This is a genomic window from Polaromonas sp. (assembly GCF_039932935.1).
Classification (GTDB): Bacteria; Pseudomonadota; Gammaproteobacteria; order Burkholderiales; family Burkholderiaceae_C; genus Polaromonas.
In genome coordinates this window covers 25,890-46,854 of the sequence record NZ_JBDTPB010000018.1, presented here as the reverse complement: position 1 = coordinate 46,854, position 20,965 = coordinate 25,890, and the positions used below count along the sequence as shown (strand labels likewise).

Below are 20,965 nucleotides of genomic sequence, written 5' to 3'. Positions count from 1 at the left end.
CCTTCGCCCTTCGCCCTTCGCCCTTCGCCCTTCGCCCTTCGCCCTTCGCCCTTCGCCCTTCGACAAGCTCAGGACAGGCCAAGCCCAGATGATCGGAATAAATATGAAACTCAAAATCCTCGTGGGTACCATGACCAGTACCGCTGACTATGTTGCACAGGCTATTCAGATGGATTGCGCCGACCTGGTCAGCGACATAGAAGTCGAACTGATGGACAACCTGGACATCAGCGTCTTTGATGCCGCAAAGGCAGAAGATGCACTTTATCTCATCTGCAGCTCCACCTATGGCTCCGGCGATGTGCCCGACAACGCCCGCGCACTGTACGAATCCCTGAACGCCAACCCGCAGTTCCTGGGCCATGTGCGTTACGGCGTCATTGCACTGGGCGACCGTACCTATATGCAGACCTTCTGCTTCGGCGGCAAGAAGTTTGACGAACGCCTGCAAGACCTGGGTGCCCAGCGCATCGGCGATATCTGGTGCCACGACGCGAGCAGCGGCACCATGCCTGAAACAGAAGGCACCGAGTGGTGCCGCCAGTGGCTCACCAGCGCGCTGCAAACGCTGGGGGCAAGCCCGGCCACCGCATGATCCACACCATAGATTTATAAGAAATTGCCCCGTAGCGCTTGATACGCGTGCGCAAGCAGCTACCAAAATAATAGCAAGAGCCATCTGGAGACAAGCATGCAAGCAAGCAGCGCCGACCATTCGGCAAGCCCGCCGCAGGTAACCATTCCGCGCCACTACAACGCAGCGCACGACCTGCTGCAGCGCAACGCCGGCCGCGCAAGCAAGCCGGCTTTTGTCGACGCCGCCAGCGGCGAGGCATTGACTTACGGCCAGCTCACCGACCAGGCCCACCGTTTTGCCAACGCCTTGCGTGCCCAGGGAGTCCCCCCTGAAAGCCGGGTGCTTCTGGCCATGCTGGACACGCCGCAATGGCCCGTAGCGTTTCTCGGCTGCATTCTGGCGGGTGTGGTGCCCGTGGCGGCCAACACCCTGCTCACCCCGCAGGACTTCGAGTTCATGCTGCGCGACTCGCGGGCACAGGGACTTATCGTCTCAAACACCCTGCTTCCAGCCTTCGAGCCGCTGCTCAAAAAGATGAACGCACTAAAGGCCGTGATCGTCGCCGGCATTGAAGAATCCGCGTCGTATCCGACCCTGGCCGGCATGCTGCGTGCGCAACCAGCTACCAAAACCATAGCAGACACCTGCGCCGATGAGGTCTGCTTCTGGCTTTACTCCAGCGGCTCAACCGGCGCCCCCAAAGGCACCGTGCACCTGCACAGCCACCTGATCCAGACGGCCGAGCTGTATGGCCGCGGCGTGCTCGGCATCCAGGAGTCCGATGTTGTCTATTCCGCTGCCAAGCTCTTTTTTGCCTACGGCCTGGGCAATGCGCTGACTTTTCCGATGAGCGTGGGCGCCACCACGGTACTGCTGCCCGCGCGGCCCACGCCGGGTGACGTGTTTGCCCTACTTAAAAAGCACCAGCCCACCATTTTTTACGGCGTACCCACTTTGTATGCGGCCCTGCTGGCCGACCCGGCCCGCCCGTCGAAGTCCGAGCTGCGCCTGCGCGTGTGCACCAGCGCCGGTGAAGCCCTGCCCGCCGAAATCGGCAAAAAATGGACGGCGCAGTACGGCTGTGAAATCCTGGACGGCATAGGCTCCACCGAGATGCTGCACATCTTTTTGTCGAACCGCCCCGGGCAGGTGCGCTACGGCACGACCGGCCAGGCGGTGCCGGGCTACGCGCTGCGCATCATCGGCGACGACGGCCGTGAATGCGCCGACGGCGAGATCGGCGAACTGCAGATCAGCGGCCCCAGCGCCGCCATCATGTACTGGAACAACCGCGCCAAAACCAAAGCCACCTTTGCCGGCGAGTGGACGAAAAGCGGTGACAAATACACGCGTGACGCTGAAGGCTTCTATACCTATGGCGGGCGCAGCGACGACATGCTCAAGGTCGGCGGCATTTACGTTTCGCCGTTCGAAGTCGAAGCCTGCCTGATGACACATGCCGCCGTGCTCGAAGTCGCAGTGATCGGCATGGCAGACGCCGACGAACTCGTCAAACCCAAAGCGTATGTGGTGCTAAAGGCCGGACAAGCCGCCACGGCGGATGAACTCAAGGCCCACGTGAAGCTGCAGCTCGCGCCCTATAAATACCCGCGCTGGATCGAGTTTGTGAGTGAGCTCCCCAAAACAGCCACCGGCAAAATCCAGCGCTTCAAGCTGCGCGGGCCGCGCTGACATGCAAGCGCAACAGGCCGCCGGATTTTTTCGGTTCACCTGCGTGAATCCGGAGTGAATCGGGCACGGCTATTGCTTTAGGCATAAACAATTTAATCTTCAATCTCGGGTTTTACACTAGGACCGCCAGCTCACCTGCCGCTTACTATTCGCCATAGGTTTTCAGTCTCAACCAGGAGCTTTTTCATGACTTCACGCCGACTTGTATTGACCCGCAGTGCTGCCGTTATCGGTGCCGCCTCCACCGGCCTTCTGCTGCCCGAAATCGTGCGTGCACAGTCCGGCAAGGTGCGTGTGGGCTTCATGCTGCCCTACACCGGCACGTTCGCCCAGCTCGGCGTGGCCATTGAAAACGGCTTTCGCATGGCCATCAATGAGCAAGGCGGCAAGCTCGGCGGCCGGGAGATCGAATACTTCAAGGTCGACGACGAATCCGAGCCCTCCAAAGGCATTGAAAACGCCAACAAGCTGGTTCAGCGCGACAAGGTCGACGTATTGGTCGGCACGGTGCACTCCGGCGTGCAGATGGGCATCCAGAAAGTCGCGCGCGACAGTGGCGTACTGAGCCTGATCCCCAACGCCGGCGTACACGCCGCCACGCGCAGCCTGTGCGCGCCCAATGTGTTCCGCACGTCGTTCACCAACTCGCAACCCACGCGTGCGCTGGGCAAAGCCATGATCGACCGCGGCCACAAAAAGGCCGTCTGGATCACCTGGAAATACGCTGCCGGCGACGAGGCTTTTGAAGGCTTCAAGGAAAGCTATACCGCCGCGGGCGGCACTATCGTCAAGGAGCTGGGCCTGCCTTTCCCGCAAGTCGAGTTCCAGGCCTTGCTGACCGAGATTGCCGCGCTCAAGCCTGACGCCGTGGCCTGCTTCTTTGCCGGTGGCGGTGCCGCCAAGTTCATCAAGGACTACGCGGCTGCTGGCCTCAAGGGCAAGATTCCACTGTACGGATCGGGCTTCCTGACCGAAGGCGTGCTCGAAGCCGCCGGCCCCGCTGCGGATGGCATCGTCACCACCATGCACTACAGCGATTCGCTGCCCACGCAGCGCAATGGCCAGTTCCGCCTCAATTACGCCAAGGCCTTCCGGCTGCAACCCGACGTGTACGCCGTGCAGGGCTACGACACCGGCCTGCTGCTGATTCAGGGTGCCAATGCCGTCAAGGGCGACCTGAGCAGCAAGCCTGCCCTGTACAAGGCCATGGAAAGCGCCGTCATCGACAGCCCGCGCGGCAAGTGGACCATGAGCCCTGCGCACAACCCGGTGCAGGACATGTACCTGCGCGTGGTCGAAAACAAGGAAAACAAGGTGATCGGCGTGGCAGCAAAGGCCCTCGCCGATTCCGGCGCCGGCTGCAAAATGAGTTGAGCCCCCACGGTCGCTCACTGCGTGTAGCTTCCTGCCCCCCCGAGGGGGCCGCCCGCCTGCGGCCCGGCAAAGCCGGTTCCGCGGCTCATGCTGGCAGGGAGGGCATTGCGGCGGCCGCGTCCCCCACTTTTTAACAAACTGGTACGACGTGTGCTTGCCGCCTTCTAGCAATGCTATCTTCTCAATCATGACGCTCACCACTTATCTCCTCTACGTCGCAGCAGTCGCGCTGCTGATCCTTACGCCCGGCCCGACCATGCTGATGTGCATGACGAATGCGCTCAACCATGGCCCGCGCAAGGCCATGACCTCGGTGGCCGGTAGCGTAAGCGCGGTGCTCTGTGTGATGCTGTTGTCTGCCATGGGCTTAGGGGCGTTGCTTGCCGCGTCCGAGACTGCCTTTACCGTGGCGAAAGTGATTGGCGCGGCATACCTGATCTGGCTGGGTATCAAAACTTTTCGCAGTGAGGCCGCCGTTTTTGATCCTGCGGCCGGCGAAGCCCCGGCGCAGCGCCGTTCATTCTTTTTGCGTGGATTTCTCGTCGGTGCCAGCAATCCGAAGGCGGTGCTGTTCTTCGCAGCCTTCTTCCCGCAGTTCCTGAACCCGGACGCGCCCTTTGTGCCGCAGTTCGCCATCCTCGCCCTCACCTTCATGGCGTTTGAGTTCACGGTATTGACCTGCTGCGCGCTCGGCGTCTCGCGCATTGCGCCCATGCTGCGCTCCAGCCGTGCCGTGCGCTGGTTCAATCGCGTCTCAGGCGGGCTGTTCACCCTCATGGGCAGCCTGCTCCTTCTCACACGTCGGCACACCTAACTGGATTTATGGATCTAGCCAACTTCCTCATCCAGCTGCTCAACAGCGTCCAGTACGGCCTGCTGCTGTTCATGCTGGCTGCCGGTCTGACGCTGATCTTCGGCATCATGGGTGTGGTCAACCTGGCCCACGGCAGCTTTTACATGCTGGGTGCTTACCTCGCCTGGTCGCTCAGCACGCTGACGGGCAGCCTCACGCTGGCCATCGTGCTCGGTGCAGTGCTGTCGGTTGCCTTCGGCCTGGCGCTGGAGTGGCTGCTGTTTCGCCACTTCTACCAACGCGACCACCTCGACCAGGTGCTGCTGACCTTTGGCCTGATCTACATCTTTGAAGAAGTGCGCTCCATTCTCTGGGGCGACGACGTTCACGGCGTGACGATTCCCGAGCTGCTCAGCGCCTCGATTCCGCTGACCGACAACCTCTCCTACCCCGTCTACCGCCTCTTCATGTCCGGTGTTTGCATCGCGCTGGCGCTGGGCCTTTATTTCATGATCTCCAAAACCCGCTTGGGCATGAAGATACGCGCCGGCGCCTTTAACCGCGACATGGCCGAATCACTGGGCATCAACATCAAGCTGATCCACGCCGTGGTGTTCGCGCTGGGCGTGGGCCTGGCGGCCGTGGCGGGCATGATCGCCGCGCCCGTAGCCAGCGTCTACCCCAACATGGGCTCGCAGGTGCTCATCATGTGTTTTGTGGTGGTGGTGATTGGCGGCATCGGTTCGGTGCGCGGCGCATTGATTTCCGCACTGCTGGTCGGCCTGGTGGATACCTTTGGCAAGGTGCTGCTGCCGTCCGTGGCCGGCATGCTGGTTTATATGTTGATGGCGGCCGTGCTGCTCTGGAAACCCGAAGGCCTGTTCAAGCAATGAATCCAATATCCAGAATGGCCAATGGACGATTTTTCAAGAAACTGCCTTGCAAGCAGGGGCCGCGGAACTGGCTTTGCCAGGCCGCAGGCGCAGCGACCCCCTCGGGGGGCAGCGACGTACACGAAGTGACGAGCGTGGGGGCTCTATGAGCACGGCAAAAGCAAATCTTGAGATATTGCCCCGCGGCGTGCAGGTGGCGCTTGGGCTCGGGCTGATCGCGCTCGTCGCCTTCCCCTTTGTCGGCACCGACTTCTACACCCAGATGGTCACCCGCATGATGATCATGGCGATCTTTGCGATGAGCCTTGATTTGCTGCAGGGCGTGACGGGTCTGGTCTCTCTGGGCCATGCGGCTTACTTTGGCCTTGCGGGGTATGCGCTGGCCTTTCTCACACCCGCCGGGGAGCCGGTAAGCCTGTGGTGGACGCTGCCTGTGGCCGTGCTGGCTTCTGGCCTGGCGGCGCTCATCATCGGATTTTTTGTGGTGCGCACGCATGGCATCTACTTCATCATGGTCACCATGGCTTTCGCGCAGATGGTGTTCTATCTCTTCTTTGACAACAAGGTGCTGGGCGGCTCCGACGGGCTGTATGTCAACTTCAAGCCCAGCGCGGCCATCTTCGGCTGGGTGCCGTTTGATCTGGACAACAAGCTCACGTTGTACTACTTCACCCTCGGCGCCCTGCTGCTGGTGTATGCCTTTTTGCGCCGCATGCTCTGGAGCCCGTTTGGCCGCACGCTGGCCGGCATCCGCGTGAACGAGCACCGCATGCGCGCCATGGGCTTTGGCACTTTCGGCTACAAGCTCTCGGCTTTCACGCTGGCGGGCGCACTGGCCGGGCTGGCTGGCTACCTGTGGGGCACGCAAACGGGCTACATCAACCCCGAACTGATGGGTTTTCACATGAGCGCACACGCGATCATGATGGTGATCCTGGGCGGCATGGGCAACTTCGCCGGCGCCGTCGTCGGCGCCTTCGCGTTTGAATACCTGCTGCATGTCTTCAAGGACTTACCTCAAGTGGGCAGCGTCAACCTGGGCAAGCACTGGCAGCTCTGGATGGGCCTGTTCATTGTGCTGCTGGTGGTCTTCGCGCCGCGCGGCATCCTGGGCCTGGTCGAAAAATTCACCCAGCGCAAAGACAAGGTGGAGGCTGGCCATGAGTGAAGTCCTGCGCAGTGCCGAGCCTCCCCAAGGCGTGCAAGCCCCCGCGGGGGGCAGCGCATTACACGTAGTGAAAAGCGAGGGGGTCGAATTGCTCCTCAGTGCAAAAAACCTTACCAAGCGCTTCGGCGGGCTGGCGGCTGTCAACGATGTCTCGGTCGACCTTTGGCGTAACCACATCCACGCGGTCATCGGCCCCAATGGCGCCGGCAAATCGACGCTGACCAATCTGCTTTCGGGTGACTTGCTGCCGACATCGGGCACCGTCACACTGGGTGTGCATGACATTACCGGCTGGACGCCCGAGAAAATCTCGGGCAAAGGCCTGGGCCGCAGCTATCAAAAGACCAATATCTTTTTGCCCTTCAGCGTGTGGGAAAACGTGCGGCTGGCCTCGCAGTCACGCGAGCCGAACACCGCTCACTGGCTCAAGCGGGCCACAAACTTTGCAGCAGTCAATGCCAGGGCTGAAGAAGCGCTGGAGCTGGCCGGCCTGCAAAGCCGCAAACACAGCATCGCCGGCACCATCAGCCACGGCGAGCAACGCCAGCTCGAGATCGCCATGACGCTGGCCACCGAGCCGCAGGTGTTGCTACTGGACGAACCCCTGGCCGGCATGGGCGTGGCCGAGGCCGAGCGCATGGTCGCCCTGCTGCTGGCCATCAAGAAAAACCATGGAATCCTGCTGGTGGAGCACGACATGGACGCCGTCTTCACCCTGGCCGACAAGCTCACCGTGATGGTCAACGGCCAGGTGATCGCGAGCGGCACGCCGGCGCAAATCCGCGCCGACGCAGGCGTGCAAGCCGCATATCTGGGCGAACACTGATGCCCCCACGCTTTTCACATCGAGCCTGCGGCACGCTGCCCCTTTCATTTCATCAGGGGCCGGCCTTGCTTGGGGCGGCCCGGCGCTGCGGCGACCGATCGGAGATCGTATGAACACCCCGGAAAAGCAGATCGACATCCTGATCGGCGCCCAGGACATCAACACCTACTACGGTGCAAGCCACGTACTGCGCGGCATTGACTTTCATGTCGCGCGCGGCGAGACCATTGGCCTCATGGGCCGCAACGGCATGGGCAAGAGCACCTTGCTCAAAAGCATCATGGGCCTGGTCAAACCGCGCTCAGGTTCGGTCGCGATTAACGGCAGACCGATGACGGGCGCCGCACCCTACGAAATCGCCCGCCTCGGTATCGCCTATGTGCCCGAGGGTCGCGGCATTTTCGGCAACCTCAGCGTGACGGAAAACCTCAAGATGGCAGCCCGCGCGGGCACGAAAGGCCAGCGCGACTGGACCTATGACCGCGTGCTTGAGACTTTTCCACGCTTGAAGGAACGCCTGAACCATGGCGGCCAGCAGCTCAGCGGCGGCGAGCAGCAGATGCTGACGATTGGCCGCGCGCTGATGACCAACCCCGATGTGTTGATCCTCGACGAAGCCACCGAAGGTCTGGCGCCGCTGATTGCTCGCGATATCTGGCGCATTTGCGGCCTCATTCGCGAAACCGGCATCAGCAGCGTGATCGTCGACAAGAACTGGAAGCATGTCACCCAGATCACCGACCGCAACGTGATCCTGGTCAAGGGGCAGGTCGTATTTGAAGGCAGCTCAGCGGAACTGCATTCGCGGCCGGAGCTGCTGGTTCAATACCTGGGCGTTTAAGCGCAAGTTGCTGCATCCGTGCGGCGCTATAATTTTCATAGCTGCTTGCGCACGCTGCCATTGCCTCGTGGCCTGATTACCTTATAAATGGCAATCGATGCGCCCTTACAGCAAAGAGCGCAACTCACGTGCCGCCTCCAGTAGCAACGGCAGCAACTCTTTTTGCATCACGTCTGCGCGCAAGCGCTGCGGCGATGAAACCACGTTAAGCGCGGCCACTGTGCGGCCCTGCATGTCGCGCAGCGGTACAGCCAGCGCGTGCACACCCAGCTCGTGCTCTTCACTGGCCATGCAGTAATCGTCGATCCGCGCCTGCTCCACAAGGCCGCGAAGCTTGCGCAGGTCTGTCGTGGTGTGCAGGGTCAGTCTTGGCAGGATGCCCGTGTCGGTTCTAGCCTTCAGCCAGGCCGAAAATTCGCTTTTCGGTTTGGCGGCCAGCAGCATACGGCCTGTGGAGGTGGCGTGCGCCGGCAAGCGTGCGCCTAAGTGCAAGCCATAGGCCAGCACCCGCGCCGTCGCGATTTTTCCCTCTGCAGGAGACTTCCACTCAAAGCCGCTGCGGCCAATGATGACGATCTCGTCACCGTCCAGCACCGCGACCGAAAACGACTCCTGCGTTTGTGCGGCCAGCCGGTTCAGGGCCGGCTGGACGGCACGCGGCAAGCGTGCAGTAGCCAGGTAGCCGCCTGAAAACCGCAGCACCTTGGCCGCCAGCCAGAAATAGCTGCCATCGGTTTCCAGGTAGCCCAGGTGCGTGAGCGTGAGCAGATGTCGGCGCGCCGCCGCGCGCGTAATGCCTGCGCGCTCGGCCGCCAGCGTGGCGTTAAGGCGCTGGCGCTGTGTATCAAAACTCTCCAGCACCGCCATGCCCTTGGCCATGCCTTCAATCATGTCGGGCTTGGCGATCGGAAAGGCGCCGGGTTTTGCAGCGGTTTTTGATGTGACCATTGCGCGATCATCGCACAAATGAGCCGTACATCGTGCAAAGCGACGCCAGCGCTATGGCTTGTCCACAGGGAGCGACATAACCTCGTGGCCAGGACATTGACCTCAGAAGATTGAATGGAGACATCATGCGTGTACAGGTAGCGATTGTGGGCGGCGGCCCTGCCGGCCATTTGCTGGGCCAGCTGCTTTACAAGGCCGGCATCGACGCCATCGTGATCGAGCAACGCAGCCGCGAGTATGTGCTGGGCCGCATACGTGCGGGCGTGCTGGAGCAAGGCACGACCGACCTGCTGGACGAAGCTGGCGTGGGCGCGCGCATGCGCAAGGAAGGCCTGGTGCACGGCGGCTTTGCGCTGGGCTTTGGCGGCTCGCACCACCGCATCAACCTGCACCAGCTCACCGGCGGCAAAAACGTCATGGTGTACGGCCAGACTGAAGTGACGCACGACCTGATGGACGCACGCGCCGCCGCTGGCTTGGCCACCGCGTTTGAGGCCGAGAATGTCAGCCTGCATGATTTTGACGGGCCCCACCCCAAGGTGCGCTATGTGCAGCACGGCGTGGCGCATGAAGTGGAATGCGACTTCATTGCCGGCTGCGACGGCTTTCATGGTGTGAGCCGCGCCAGCGTGCCGGCCGCGGCGCTGCAGACCTACGAGCGCGTCTACCCTTTTGGCTGGCTGGGCGTGCTGTCAGACACGCCACCCGTCTCGCACGAGCTGGTCTACGCGAATCACGCGCGCGGTTTTGCCCTGTGCAGCATGCGCAGCCACACCCGCAGCCGCTACTACGTACAGTGTTCGCTTGACGACAAGGTCGAAAACTGGAGCGACGACGCCTTCTGGAACGAGCTGCGCAGCCGCCTCGCGCCCGAGCTGGCCGAAAGCCTGGTCACCGGGCCCTCGATTGAAAAAAGCATCGCGCCGCTGCGCAGCTTTGTGGCCGAGCCCATGCGCTTTGGCCGCCTCTTCCTGGCGGGCGACGCCGCCCACATCGTGCCGCCCACAGGCGCCAAAGGACTGAACCTGGCCGCCAGCGACGTGCGCTACCTGGCCCGGGCCTTCACTGAGTTCTACGCAGGCAGCGAAGCCGGCATCAACACCTATTCAGATACCTGCCTGCGGCGCGTCTGGAAGGCTGTTCGCTTTTCGTGGTGGTTCACGTCGCTCATGCACAAGTTTCCGGATGCGGGTGGCTTCGGTCAGAAGATCCAGGAAGCGGAACTCGACTACCTGATCAACTCACAGGCCGCGTCGACGTCACTGGCGGAGAACTATGTGGGTTTGCCGCTGTGACCGCCGCGGACAGAAACCTTCTCACCTGAGCCGTCGGCGTCCAGCATCGCTGCACTTGGGCTCACCGGCCGCAGCGGCAGACTTTGAATCGCATTCGATATGGCAGTTGCCGCTGCCGCGGCAGGCGGACTCCACCGAGTCCTTTGCAGTACGTTGCCAGTTGATGTCGGCACACGCGGTCAGCAACAACAACATCAAGGTCGTCAAGAAAAATCTCACACTGTTCTCCTGTCAGGCTGGCTCATCAGGTCGGGACACCAGCAGGTCGCCCGGCTGGCAATTGAGAAATTCGCAAATCCGCATCAGCGTGTCAAAGCGCACACCCTTGACCTTCCCCTGCTTGAGCAAGGACAGATTTGCTTCGGTGATGCCGACGTACGCGGCCAGGTCTTTGGACCGGGCTTTGCGTTCGGACAGCATCACATCGAGTTTGACGACGATGGGCATGCGGCGAAAAAGAAAAAAGGCTTAAACGAACTGCGCGTTTTCTTCGGCCAGTGCAACAGCCCGCGCCATCACAGCGGCGATCTGCCACACCATGCCGGCAAACAGCAGCGTCAGCAGCTCGTTGCTGCCCAGGCCGACGGACAGCGCCCGTTGCCCGGGAGGGGCACCTGATGTCAAAACCACGGTGATCAAAGTGGCAGATACCACTCCGGCGACCACCGACGCAAAAATGCCTGCCGCAAAACCACGCAGGTACCGGACGTTACGCACGCTGAAATATTCGGCTTGCGAAAACCCGGAGAAGCAACGCATGGCGCACACCAGGCCGTACGACGCGCAGCACACCGGCAGCACACCCAGCAAGGCAGCCAGGCTTTTTTGGGCCAGGGTGACGTCCAGCGCGGCAGCTTGTGATGCGGACACCAGAACGCCTGCGCGCAGGAGCAGGCTGTCTACCGGCGTACTGAGCAGGTGATAAGCCACGGCCAGCGGCAGCGCCACCGCCAGCAAGGCACATGCCCAGGCCAGCACACTGCTAATACCCTGGACATCCGGCCCGTTGGGGGCCATGGGGGTTGCGGTATTTTTCAAGGAAGTACCTCTTGCCTTGTTTAAAAGGCCTTCAGTATCTCAAATTAATTACTGTAAAACAATAATTTATAGCTCTAAAACAGAAATTAATTCATCTCGAGATGATTTGCGGGCGGAATGGGAGGCCACGGTCAAAGGGTTTGGGTTAAATTGACCGAACGACCGCAGCGTTAAAGGGCGGCGGCTCTGCCTGCCCACAGACTCCCCTTCCCCCTCCCTTTCCCCTCCTTTTATGGCGCTCTCCTCCTCCCCGTCAATCACCACCCGCAAAACAACGCCGCCGGCTGGAGCAACTCCTTCGCTGCAGTCCCTCAAGGGCGTGCGCGTGCTGAGCCTGGCACTCAATCTGCCAGGCCCTGCAGCCCTGATGCGCTGCCGCGAGATGGGAGCCAGTTGCGTCAAGCTGGAGCCGCCCCCACCCGAGGGCGCACCGGCCGGCTCATCGAGCGACCCGATGAAGCTTTACAACGCCACCGCCTATGCGGCGCTGCACGAGGGCGTGCGTATCGCAACCGCCGACCTCAAGAGCGAACGCGGCCAGAAGTTGCTGCACCGCGAACTGGCCAAAACCGATGTGTTGCTCACGTCCTTCAGGCCGGCGGCATTGGTCAAGCTGGGACTGACGTGGAAAGCACTGCACAAGCAGCACCCGCATTTGAGCCAGGTCGCCATCGTGGGAAGCCCGGGCGAGCGCGCCGACGAGCCCGGCCACGACCTGACCTACCTGGCAAAAAATGACCTGATCACCGGTGTGGATCTGCCCGCCACCTTGTATGCGGACATGGGCGGTTCACTAATGGCCAGCGGAGCGGTATTGCAGGCCGTGATGCACCAGCGCGCGAAAGGTAAAGGGATTTTTCTGGAAGTAGCGCTTTCCAGCGCGGCCGCTTACCTGGCGTTGCCCCGCGCCTGGGGTTTGACACAAGCCGGCGCGGCGGTCGGCGGCGGACATGCCGGCTACCGCGTCTATGCATGCAAGGACGGCCGCGTCGCTGTGGCGGCGCTGGAGCCGCACTTCGCCGCCAGCCTGTGTGCGGCCGCAGGCGTGGCGGCCAATGGCATGAAGACGATGTTTGCGCCGGCCACGCATGAGGCGATAGAGGCCTGGCTCAAAACCAGGACGCGCAAAGAGCTGGACAAGCTCGCGGTGCAGCAGGACATCCCGTTGCACACGCTGGCCCCCTGATACACATGCATCGGCTCGTGTCCTCATGAGGAAGCAAGGAACCATCGCCCGCTGGGAGGCCGCGCGCAGATTTGGATTCATCCGCAGCCCGGCAGCAAGCGCCGACGTCTTTTTTCATGTGCGGGATGTACGTGGCGGCCTGCAACCGCGCGAGGGAATGGTTGTCACATTTGAAGAAATACACGTCGGCGGTAAAGGGCCACGCGCGATGGCGATTGAAGCGATGAGTGCGCAACCGGGTCTCGCGTCCAGCCACACCGAGCCACGAAGCCATACGCGCTCCCGCGCTGAGGACAGGGACCCCCGCAAGCGACGCCCGCAAAGGCAAGTCGCCGCCTCGGCTGACGGACCCGGGTTCGGGCCCATGCTACTCGTCTGCTTGGCCTACGGCGGGCTGATGCTTTGGGCTATATGGCGCTCGCTGCTGCCGTGGTGGGCATTGCCAGCGTCAGTTGTGCTCAATTTGCTGACGTTTTTGATGTACTGGGCAGACAAGCGCGCGGCGCAGACCGCCCAGCGGCGCACACCGGAAAACACCTTGCAACTTCTGGCGCTGGCGGGCGGCTGGCCCGGGGCCTGGCTGGCACAGCAGGTGTTGCGACACAAGTCGAGCAAACAGCCTTTTCGATTGGTCTACTGGTTGATGGTTTTATCGCACGGCCTGCTTTTTGGGGCCTGGCTATTCTGGCCGCCCCTCAGGAAATCCCTGTCCGTCTGGCTGTAGGCTCAAACACCTGCTTGACGAAACCATACAGGGCCCACAAAAGCAGCAAAGGGATCACCAACGTCTGCAGCACAAAAATCACGATGAGCCGGATGATGTGTTCGGTGGCCTGCTCCGCGGCGCGCTTGAGGCTCTCGAAGTGCTTTGTCACGTCACCGTTTTTGGCCAGCCAGTCTTTCAAGGTGTCCAGCATGCCGCGGTTGTCGGGCGCGGCAGTGGCGGCGGGATTGAGCTTGTCGGTCTGGCCCGCCGTGCGGTCTATGAGTTGCTGGCTGGCGGTGTAATCAGCCGCCAGAAACTTTTGCCAGAGCAAGTCGGTGCCCAGCGTCACCACCGGAACGGCAAAACGCAGCATCAGCAAAATCACCAGCAACCTTGAAATCCACAAAGGCACTTGCGGCCTGCGCAGGTAGCACCACCACCAGCCCAGCAACGTAGCGCTCAAGACCAGCGACACCGGCCAATAGCTGCCGATACTGATCAAGGCTTTTTGAACACCAAAGGCGACACTGGCCGCCAGCATCAAGTGCGAAAACTGCTCCACCAGGTCATTGACGGGGTCGAGAATTTGCCCCGGCGCAAACGTCACGCCAACGCCAAAAGGCTGCACCGACGCTTCAGTCCCCTGCGCCACCGAAATCACGCCATTGAGCAACCTGGCCGTGGCAAAGCTCAGCAGCGCTCTTTTCAACCCGGCATCCACTTGCTGCATGGCGGGCGCATCCAGCGGCGCCAGCCAGGCGCAGGCAAGCACCGCGGCCACGGTGAAAGCGGCAAGTGCTTTGCGGGCAATGTCCATGGTGTCTCCAGAGTTGAGAGCGAAAGCCGATGCCGCGCCAAACGCACCTTGACGAGGTCAAGTTCAAAACGGCCTGATAGCTGATCTTGCCAGAAAGCAGTCGTTCAGCGGCGCCGCCCGCACCCCGGCTATCGGCCGCCGGCACTTCCGCTGGCTGCGCCCTCAGGCCGCAGGTACTCGCGCACCATGGCGCGCGCCCGGTGAATGCGGCTTTTGGTCGCCTCGCGGGTCAGCTGCAGGCGCTGTGCGATTTCAGTGATCGTGAGCTGCTCCATGTCGCGCAGCAGAATGACTTCGCGGTACATCAGCGGGAGGGACTCGAGTGCGCGGACCAGATCGATTCGGAGCTCGTCCTGTGGGACCTGCGCAAAGTATTTGCCGTCCTCGTGCTGGGACAGCTCTTGCGTTCCGCGCATTAGTGCAAGCGCCGGCAGCATGCACAAACGGGCAATGACCCTGAACATCCAGCCGGCCAGGGCCGCCGCATCGCGCACGGTGCCAACCCGGCGGTAGACGATGATCAGCGCCTCCTGGACCACGTCTTCAATGGCAGAGCCGCGGTGGCACTGGTAGCGAGCGTAACGGCGGGCATCGGGCTGGAGCTGCCGCAGCAGCGAGGCCAGCGCGGTCGGGTCGCCGGCCTGCGCCGCGGCAAAAAGGGACGTTTCGATGGCCATCAGGGAGCGCCGGGCTTTTCAGGTTTGCGGCCCACCATGGCGCACGCCGGACAAAAACCGAACGAGCCTGTCAGCACGGTGACCACGCCGGCGCAGGCCGCAAGCAGCCCGAGCGGCGTCAAACCGAGCACGATCAGGCCGCAAGCAACCATCAGGCCCCCCGACACGCCACACGCCCAACGTTCTTTGGGCCCCATATTTTTGCGATAGAACATGAAACTTCCTTTGACTGCCGTCAAAAATGCGGCATCACGGCAAAGAGGGGTCGTTCCGGCAAAAGGATTCATGCCTTAAAAAATATTCTTGGGCTATACATCCGCCAAGCCTGATTGGGATCCACTCAGGCGCCGAGCAGACATACGACTGCTATTAATTCAATAGCTGCTTGCGCTCGTTCTTATTGGGCCGGAGCCCTATTTCTCATAAAAATAGCTCCATCGGAGCTATTTTTTATGACTAAACGCTGCAGGCGTATCTAGCGACCCTTGCGGCCGCCGGGCTTACCGCCCGCACCCTGCGCCAGCGGCGGCAACCCGGTGTGGCGGGTCAGCAAGCGGCCCTTCACCACCGGCGCAGCTTTCACCGTGGTGGCCGTACCGGTTGAGTTCTTGCGACGCGCACTCGTGTAGCTGCCGTCGGTCATCGGCTGGAAGGTCGGGATCAGGTGATGTTTGCCGTTGCCGATCAGGTCGGCGCGGCCCATGGCCTTGAGGGCGTCGCGCAGCACCGGCCAGTTGTTGGGATCGTGGTAGCGCAAAAAAGCCTTGTGCAGCCTGCGGCGGCGCTCGCCGCGCACGATGTCCACCGTCTCGCTGTCGCGCGTGATCTTGCGCAGCGGGTTCTTGTTGGTGTGGTACATCGTCGTCGCCGTGGCCATTGGGCTGGGGTAGAAGGTCTGCACCTGGTCGGCCCTGAAGCCGTTCTTCTTGAGCCAGATGGCCAGGTTCATCATGTCTTCGTCGCTGGTGCCCGGGTGGGCGGCGATGAAGTACGGGATGAGGAACTGCTTCTTGCCGGCTTCGAGGCTGTACTTCTCGAACATCTGCTTGAACTTGTCATAGCTGCCGATGCCGGGCTTCATCATCTTGGTGAGCGGGCCCTGCTCGGTGTGCTCAGGCGCGATCTTGAGGTAGCCGCCCACGTGGTGCGTGACGAGCTCTTTCACGTATTCGGGGCTTTGCACAGCCAGGTCGTAGCGCAGGCCGGAACTGATGAGGATTTTCTTCACGCCCTTCAATGCCCGCGCGCGGCGGTACATCTTGATGAGCGGGTTGTGGTCGGTGTTGAGGTTGGAGCAGATGCCCGGGTACACACACGAAGGCTTGCGGCAGGCGGCCTCGATCTCGGGCGACTTGCAGCCAATGCGGTACATGTTGGCGGTGGGCCCGCCCAAATCTGAAATCGCACCGGTAAAGCCCTTGACGGTGTCGCGGATGGCCTCGATCTCGCGGATCACCGAGTCTTCGGAGCGGCTCTGGATGATGCGACCTTCATGTTCGGTGATGGAGCAGAAGGTGCAGCCGCCGAAGCAGCCGCGCATGATGTTGACGCTAAAGCGAATCATCTCCCACGCCGGAATTTTGGTGGCGGCGTCGTGGCTGCCGTTTTCGTCGGCGTAGCGCGGGTGCGGCGAACGCGCATAAGGCAAGTCGAACACGTAGTCCATCTCGGCCGTGGTGAGCGGAATGGGCGGCGGCGTGATCCACACGTCGCGCGCAGTGGCGCCTTCGCCGTGGGCCTGCACCAGGGCACGGGCATTGCCGGGGTTCGTCTCAAGGTGCAGCACGCGGTTGGCGTGGGCGTAGAGCACCGCATCGCTTTTCACCTGCTCGTAAGACGGCAGGCGAATGACGGAGCGGTCGCGCGGCGGGACCTTGATCTTGCCTTGCGCGGTGTGCACCGTCGACGGCAGGTTGGGGTTGGCCACAAAAGTCAGTGGCTTGATGGCGGGGTTTGCCGCGGCGGGCCTGGCGGCCTTGCCGAGTACGGGAGAGCCCTTTGCTTCGGCTTCAACCGCCACCTCGGTGGCCTCGTCTTCCCGCGCGCAGGTGGCGCCCTGCTCGCGCGCCTGGTCGGAAATCATCAAATACGGATTGACGTGCGCCTCAACCCGTCCCGGCGCATCAACGCTGGTGGAATCGATCTCGAACCAGCCGTTGGCGGTTTCGTCGCCTGTGCGGCGGATAAAGGCGGTGCCGCGCACATCGGTGATGTTGGCCACCGGCTCTTTGGCGGCCAGGCGGTGGGCGATTTCGACAATCGCGCGCTCGGCATTGCCGTACAGCAGCAGGTCGCATTTCGCATCGACCACCACGCTGCGGCGAACCTTGTCGGACCAGTAGTCGTAATGCGCGATGCGGCGCAGCGAACCTTCAATGCCGCCCAGTATGATGGGCACGTCTTTGTAGGCTTCACGGCAGCGCTGCGAATACACCAGCGCTGCGCGGTCGGGGCGTTTGCCGCCGATGTCGCCAGGCGTGTAGGCGTCGTCGCTGCGAATCTTGTGGTCAGCCGTGTAGCGGTTGATCATCGAGTCCATGTTGCCGGCGGTGACGCCGAAGAACAGGTTGGGCTTGCCCAGCGTCTTGAACGGGTCGGCGCTTTGCCATTCGGGCTGGGCGATGATGCCGACGCGAAAGCCCTGCGCCTCGAGCATGCGGCCGATGACGGCCATGCCGAAGCTCGGGTGGTCGACATACGCGTCGCCCGTCACCACGATGATGTCGCAGCTGTCCCAGCCAAGCGCGTCCATTTCGGCCCGGCTGGTGGGCAGAAATTTGGCCGTGCCAAAGCGGGCCGCCCAGTACTTGCGGTAACTGGTCAGCGGCTTGGCGGCGCGCGTAAAAAAGGAGACGTCGACGGGGGCGTTCATGGGCTTTTGGGGTAACCCTCCATTGTAAGGTTTACCCTGAGTTTTGCCTCTATATTCGGCATTTAAGCCCTACAAATGGCTGCCTATGCACGATTGGCATGTCTAAAGTGGCTATGCGGCCACGAATCACCGCTCAGGAACGCTCAGCCATGCATCTCGCGGCTGTCCCCGGGCGCCTCATCGCGCTCATTGAGGCCGTAGTCGCGCAGCACATGGGCCACGCGCAGGCGGTAGTCCTCAAACACGCCGCCGCGGCCACGGCTTTGCGCCTTGCGGTGGGATTCCAGCCGACGCCACTCCAGCACTGCAGCTTCGTCCCTGAAGAAGGATAGCGACAGCAGCTTGCCCGGATTGCTCAGGCTTTGAAAGCGCTCGATAGAGATAAAGCCGTCAATTTTCTCCAGCTGTGGCTTGAGCGCGGCAGCGATGTCCAGGTAAGTCTGCTTGTTGCCTTCAGCGGGCTGTACTTCAAAAATAATGGCGATCATGGCGGGCTTTTCCTGAGTGTGTTTTTTCGTGGCTTGAAGAGTCGGTTGTGCGATAGATGGTGGCATCAATCCACAAACACCGGAATCCGGGCATTCATGGAGGGCCGGTACTGCCAGCTAAAGGACGAAGCCGCCTGCAACTGGCCGGACGCCAGCAAGGGATTGATCGCCGCTGCCGCGATCTGGCAGGCCAGCGCCTGGCCGGGACACTGATGTGCTCCCTGCCCAAAGCCGGGCACATCGCGGTCCGGGCGGTCCAGCAAGAATTCATTGGGCCTGGTATTGCACAAAGGGTCGCGTCCCGCTGCGGCCAGCACCAGCAACATCACGTCACCGGGCTTTAGCGACACTCCCGCCGCCTGCGTGGCCTCAGCCACAAAGCGGCGCGTGTTGTGGATGGACGGATCGAAGCGGCTGACCTCGTTGACCATTGGCAGCAACTGGCTGGGCTCGCGGCCCATCGCCTCCATCAACCCAGGCTGCGACGCCAGTGCCACGATGCTGTTGCCAATGAGGCCGGCCGTGGCTTCATAGGTTTGCGACAGCAGGCCGACCGCGTTGGCCAGCAAGGCAGCGGCATCGTGCCAACCGGCTTGCGCCGCTTCGTGCTGCAGGCGTGCCAATGCGCTGGCCGGGCGCGTCTGCGCATCTCGCACCAGTTCGGAAAATCGCGCCAGGAGCGCCGACGCCGCCTCGGCAGAAGCTGCCAATTGGTCCGACGTGCTGACGGGTGACAGGCAGGCGACAAAATCTCCCATCCAGTGCGCCACCTGGGGCAACTCGGCCTCGGCAAAACCCAGCACGTCGGCCACGGCCATCACGGGCACCTCAAACGCCCAACGCGACAGTGCGGCGCCGTGGAGCCGCCCCTGCCCCGCCTGTGTTAACGCCAAAGCTTCCGTGCGCGCTCGTACCCGAGCCAGATCAATGTCCACCAGAAAGCGCTGCAGCGCCAGCTTGGGCGCGTCGTGCCGCACGCCCTCATTCATGCGCACCAGGTGGCCAAACACCTCGCCGGCGGCTGAGCCGACGATGGCGCTGGGCACGGGCTCCGCTGGCGGGCGCACGTGGCAGGCCGGGTTGCCAAGCACCGCTTTCACGCTGGCGGCGCTGCTGGCGACCCACAGCTTGCGCGGCGCATCGAAGACCAGCGCTGGGCCTGCGACCAGCGATGCGTAATAAGGATAGGGGTCGCGGTGGGCAGACGCCGCAAGGATGTGCTCCGGGGTGGAGCCGGGGGTTTGGCTGAATGCCGGATCGGGTTTCATGACGGCCATTTTTGCCCGAAACCCTGTGGCGATACTTCGCCCCGGAGCGAAGCATGTCAAGCCGCCGTCTCGCCCGGTCAACCGGGCTTCGACGCTGTATTTTGCGTCAAATAGGGCTGTAACCCTTTATCCGTGAGCGCAAGCAGCTACGAAATTTATAGCAAATCGGGTTTAGCCAACGGCCGCCTGGGCACGCGCTGCAAGCACCTGTCCGCGGCAATCACCAAACCCGATGCGCCTGAAACCGTTGCGCTCACACAAGGCACGCAAAATAACCGCGTCACCGTCTTCCAGAAAGGTGCGCGTTTCGCCATTGGCCAGCGTCAGGGCATTTTTGCCGCCCTGGCTCAGCTCCAGCAGCGAACCGGCTTGATCGGGCCCGGGGCCGGACAAGGTGCCTGTGCCCAGCAGATCGCCGGGCTGTAAGTTGCAGCCATTGACGGTGTGGTGCGTGAGCATTTGCGCAACCGTCCAGTAGGCATCGAGGAAATTCGATTGCGACAGGCGCTCGGGGCCAAGGCCCGCATCGCGCATCGCCTGCGTGTGCAGCCAGACTTCAAGCGCCACGCCAATGCCCCCTTGCTTGCGGTTGGCTGGCGAGTCGAGGTAAGGCAAAGGCTGCGGGTCGCTTTCAGGGTGCGTAAACGGCGCGCGAAACGGCGCCAGTGCCTCCATGGTCACGATCCACGGCGAGATGGTGCTGGCAAAGTTCTTGGCCAGGAAAGGGCCGAGCGGCTGGTATTCCCAGGCCTGCACATCCCGCGCCGACCAGTCGTTCAGCAGCACCATGCCAAAAGCGTGGGCCTCGGCTTCGCCCATGGCGATGGGCTCGCCCAGCGCATTGCCCTGCCCCACCAGCACGCCCAGCTCCAGCTCGTAGTCCAGCCGGTGGCTGGGCCGCAAGACCGGCACGTCTTCCTTGGGGCCTTTGGTCTGGCCCATGGGCCGGTGAAATGTCTGTCCGCTCACGCCGATCGACGATGCCCGGCCGTGGTAGCCGATCGGCACCCACTTGTAGTTGGGCAGCAGCGGCTCGTCGGGGCGAAACAGCTTGCCGACGGTGGTGGCGTGGTGAATGCCGGTGTAGAAATCGGTGTAGTCGCCGATGCGGCAAGGCAGGTGCAGGGTCACCGCATCCTGGGGCGACAAGAACTGCGCCCACTCGGCATGCTGCGCGCTGCCCTCTGACAATCCTTGCGAGATGGCCGCCCTGAGCGCGCTCATCGCCGCCGGGCTTTGCGCCATCAGCGCGTTCATGTCACTGGTTTCGATCAGGCCGGTCGCACGCACATCCAGCACCTGGTCGCCAATGGCCACGCCGATCTTGCGCGCGCCCTGCGGCCCCTGGCTGTAGGTGGCAAACGGCAGGTTCTGGATCGGGAAATCGGTGCCGGCCCCATTGGCCGAAGCCACCCAGCTGCGCAGTTGCGGGTCGTGGGTGGCGTTGAGTAGTTCGTTCATGGTGGGCTTTTCAAAAAAATGGATGCAGGCGAGTCGACGCGCACG

General features: G+C 62.3%; 21 protein-coding genes and 1 pseudogene. 12 read left to right on the top strand and 10 right to left on the bottom strand.

The window, feature by feature from the left end:
* The 8 genes from ABI546_RS02990 to ABI546_RS02955 all read left to right on the top strand — a co-directional run.
* A partial coding sequence (locus ABI546_RS02990; protein WP_348043957.1) for a flavodoxin domain-containing protein occupies positions 1–595 on the top strand: 595 nt, incomplete at its 5' end.
* Between the two features lie 96 nt (positions 596–691).
* On the top strand, positions 692–2,269 hold the full coding sequence (locus ABI546_RS02985) for a benzoate-CoA ligase family protein (protein WP_348043955.1): 1,578 nt from the start codon (positions 692–694) through the stop codon (positions 2,267–2,269).
* Between the two features lie 186 nt (positions 2,270–2,455).
* Positions 2,456–3,643: an ABC transporter substrate-binding protein gene (locus ABI546_RS02980; protein WP_348043953.1), complete on the top strand. Its 1,188-nt coding sequence runs from the start codon at positions 2,456–2,458 to the stop codon at positions 3,641–3,643.
* A gap of 187 nt (positions 3,644–3,830) precedes the next feature.
* Entirely contained in the window at positions 3,831–4,457 is a 627-nt protein-coding gene (locus ABI546_RS02975; protein ID WP_348043951.1) for a LysE family translocator, read from the top strand.
* Between the two features lie 8 nt (positions 4,458–4,465).
* Entirely contained in the window at positions 4,466–5,329 is an 864-nt protein-coding gene (locus tag ABI546_RS02970; protein WP_348043949.1) for a branched-chain amino acid ABC transporter permease, read from the top strand.
* Positions 5,330–5,474: 145 nt separating this feature from the next.
* Entirely contained in the window at positions 5,475–6,497 is a 1,023-nt protein-coding gene (locus ABI546_RS02965; protein WP_348043947.1) for a branched-chain amino acid ABC transporter permease, read from the top strand.
* Positions 6,490–7,323 carry an ABC transporter ATP-binding protein gene (locus tag ABI546_RS02960; protein ID WP_348043945.1) on the top strand — a complete coding sequence of 278 codons (834 nt, stop codon included), beginning with the start codon at positions 6,490–6,492 and terminating at the stop codon, positions 7,321–7,323. Before ABI546_RS02965 ends, ABI546_RS02960 begins: the two co-directional genes overlap by 8 nt.
* Before the next feature lie 109 nt (positions 7,324–7,432).
* The gene (locus tag ABI546_RS02955) at positions 7,433–8,164 is read left to right on the top strand and encodes an ABC transporter ATP-binding protein (protein ID WP_348043943.1); all 732 of its coding nucleotides are present in this window, start codon (positions 7,433–7,435) and stop codon (positions 8,162–8,164) included.
* A gap of 105 nt (positions 8,165–8,269) precedes the next feature.
* On the opposite strand, the gene ABI546_RS02950 is transcribed toward ABI546_RS02955, so the two are convergent.
* Complete coding sequence (locus ABI546_RS02950; RefSeq protein WP_348043941.1) at positions 8,270–9,112, bottom strand: IclR family transcriptional regulator C-terminal domain-containing protein; 843 nt, start codon at positions 9,110–9,112, stop codon at positions 8,270–8,272.
* Between the two features lie 125 nt (positions 9,113–9,237).
* On the opposite strand from ABI546_RS02950, the gene pobA reads away from it, so the two are divergent.
* Positions 9,238–10,407 (top strand): 4-hydroxybenzoate 3-monooxygenase, encoded by a 1,170-nt coding sequence (pobA, locus tag ABI546_RS02945; RefSeq protein ID WP_348043939.1) that lies wholly within the window; start codon positions 9,238–9,240, stop codon positions 10,405–10,407.
* Positions 10,408–10,638: 231 nt separating this feature from the next.
* Here pobA and ABI546_RS02940 read toward each other — a convergent pair whose 3' ends face one another.
* Both ABI546_RS02940 and ABI546_RS02935 read right to left on the bottom strand, forming a co-directional pair.
* Positions 10,639–10,854, bottom strand: a complete 216-nt coding sequence (locus ABI546_RS02940; protein WP_348043937.1) for a helix-turn-helix transcriptional regulator — start codon at positions 10,852–10,854, stop codon at positions 10,639–10,641.
* Positions 10,855–10,875: 21 nt separating this feature from the next.
* Positions 10,876–11,445: a DUF2975 domain-containing protein gene (locus ABI546_RS02935; RefSeq protein ID WP_348043935.1), complete on the bottom strand. Its 570-nt coding sequence runs from the start codon at positions 11,443–11,445 to the stop codon at positions 10,876–10,878.
* Positions 11,446–11,677: 232 nt separating this feature from the next.
* Between ABI546_RS02935 and ABI546_RS02930 the strand changes: the two genes are divergently transcribed.
* From ABI546_RS02930 to ABI546_RS02920, 3 genes and pseudogenes are all read left to right on the top strand, one after another.
* Entirely contained in the window at positions 11,678–12,631 is a 954-nt protein-coding gene (locus ABI546_RS02930) for a CoA transferase (protein WP_348043933.1), read from the top strand.
* Positions 12,632–12,656: 25 nt separating this feature from the next.
* A pseudogene (locus ABI546_RS02925) lies at positions 12,657–12,839 on the top strand (cold shock domain-containing protein); the annotation flags it as partial.
* 171 nt (positions 12,840–13,010) lie between these two features.
* Complete coding sequence (locus ABI546_RS02920; RefSeq protein ID WP_348043961.1) at positions 13,011–13,355, top strand: DUF1294 domain-containing protein; 345 nt, start codon at positions 13,011–13,013, stop codon at positions 13,353–13,355.
* Here the strand turns inward: ABI546_RS02920 and ABI546_RS02915 are convergent.
* The 7 genes from ABI546_RS02915 to fahA form a co-directional block, all read right to left on the bottom strand.
* Entirely contained in the window at positions 13,327–14,154 is an 828-nt protein-coding gene (locus ABI546_RS02915) for a hypothetical protein (RefSeq protein WP_348043932.1), read from the bottom strand. The two genes, ABI546_RS02920 and ABI546_RS02915, sit on opposite strands and share 29 nt — an antisense overlap.
* Positions 14,155–14,282: 128 nt before the next feature.
* A complete protein-coding gene (locus ABI546_RS02910) occupies positions 14,283–14,831 on the bottom strand; it encodes a sigma-70 family RNA polymerase sigma factor (RefSeq protein WP_348043931.1) in 549 nt (182 codons plus the stop codon).
* Positions 14,831–15,046, bottom strand: coding sequence for a DUF2892 domain-containing protein (locus ABI546_RS02905; protein WP_348043930.1), 216 nt, complete (start codon positions 15,044–15,046; stop codon positions 14,831–14,833). The genes ABI546_RS02910 and ABI546_RS02905 overlap by 1 nt, the downstream gene beginning before the upstream one ends.
* A gap of 260 nt (positions 15,047–15,306) precedes the next feature.
* Positions 15,307–17,703 (bottom strand): YgiQ family radical SAM protein, encoded by a 2,397-nt coding sequence (locus ABI546_RS02900; RefSeq protein ID WP_348043928.1) that lies wholly within the window; start codon positions 17,701–17,703, stop codon positions 15,307–15,309.
* 143 nt (positions 17,704–17,846) lie between these two features.
* Positions 17,847–18,191 carry an antibiotic biosynthesis monooxygenase gene (locus tag ABI546_RS02895; RefSeq protein WP_348043926.1) on the bottom strand — a complete coding sequence of 115 codons (345 nt, stop codon included), beginning with the start codon at positions 18,189–18,191 and terminating at the stop codon, positions 17,847–17,849.
* A 65-nt stretch (positions 18,192–18,256) separates the two neighbouring features.
* Entirely contained in the window at positions 18,257–19,459 is a 1,203-nt protein-coding gene (locus tag ABI546_RS02890) for a cytochrome P450 (RefSeq protein WP_348043924.1), read from the bottom strand.
* A 171-nt stretch (positions 19,460–19,630) separates the two neighbouring features.
* Positions 19,631–20,920, bottom strand: a complete 1,290-nt coding sequence (fahA, locus tag ABI546_RS02885; RefSeq protein ID WP_348043922.1) for a fumarylacetoacetase — start codon at positions 20,918–20,920, stop codon at positions 19,631–19,633.
* Positions 20,921–20,965 lie beyond the last annotated feature (45 nt).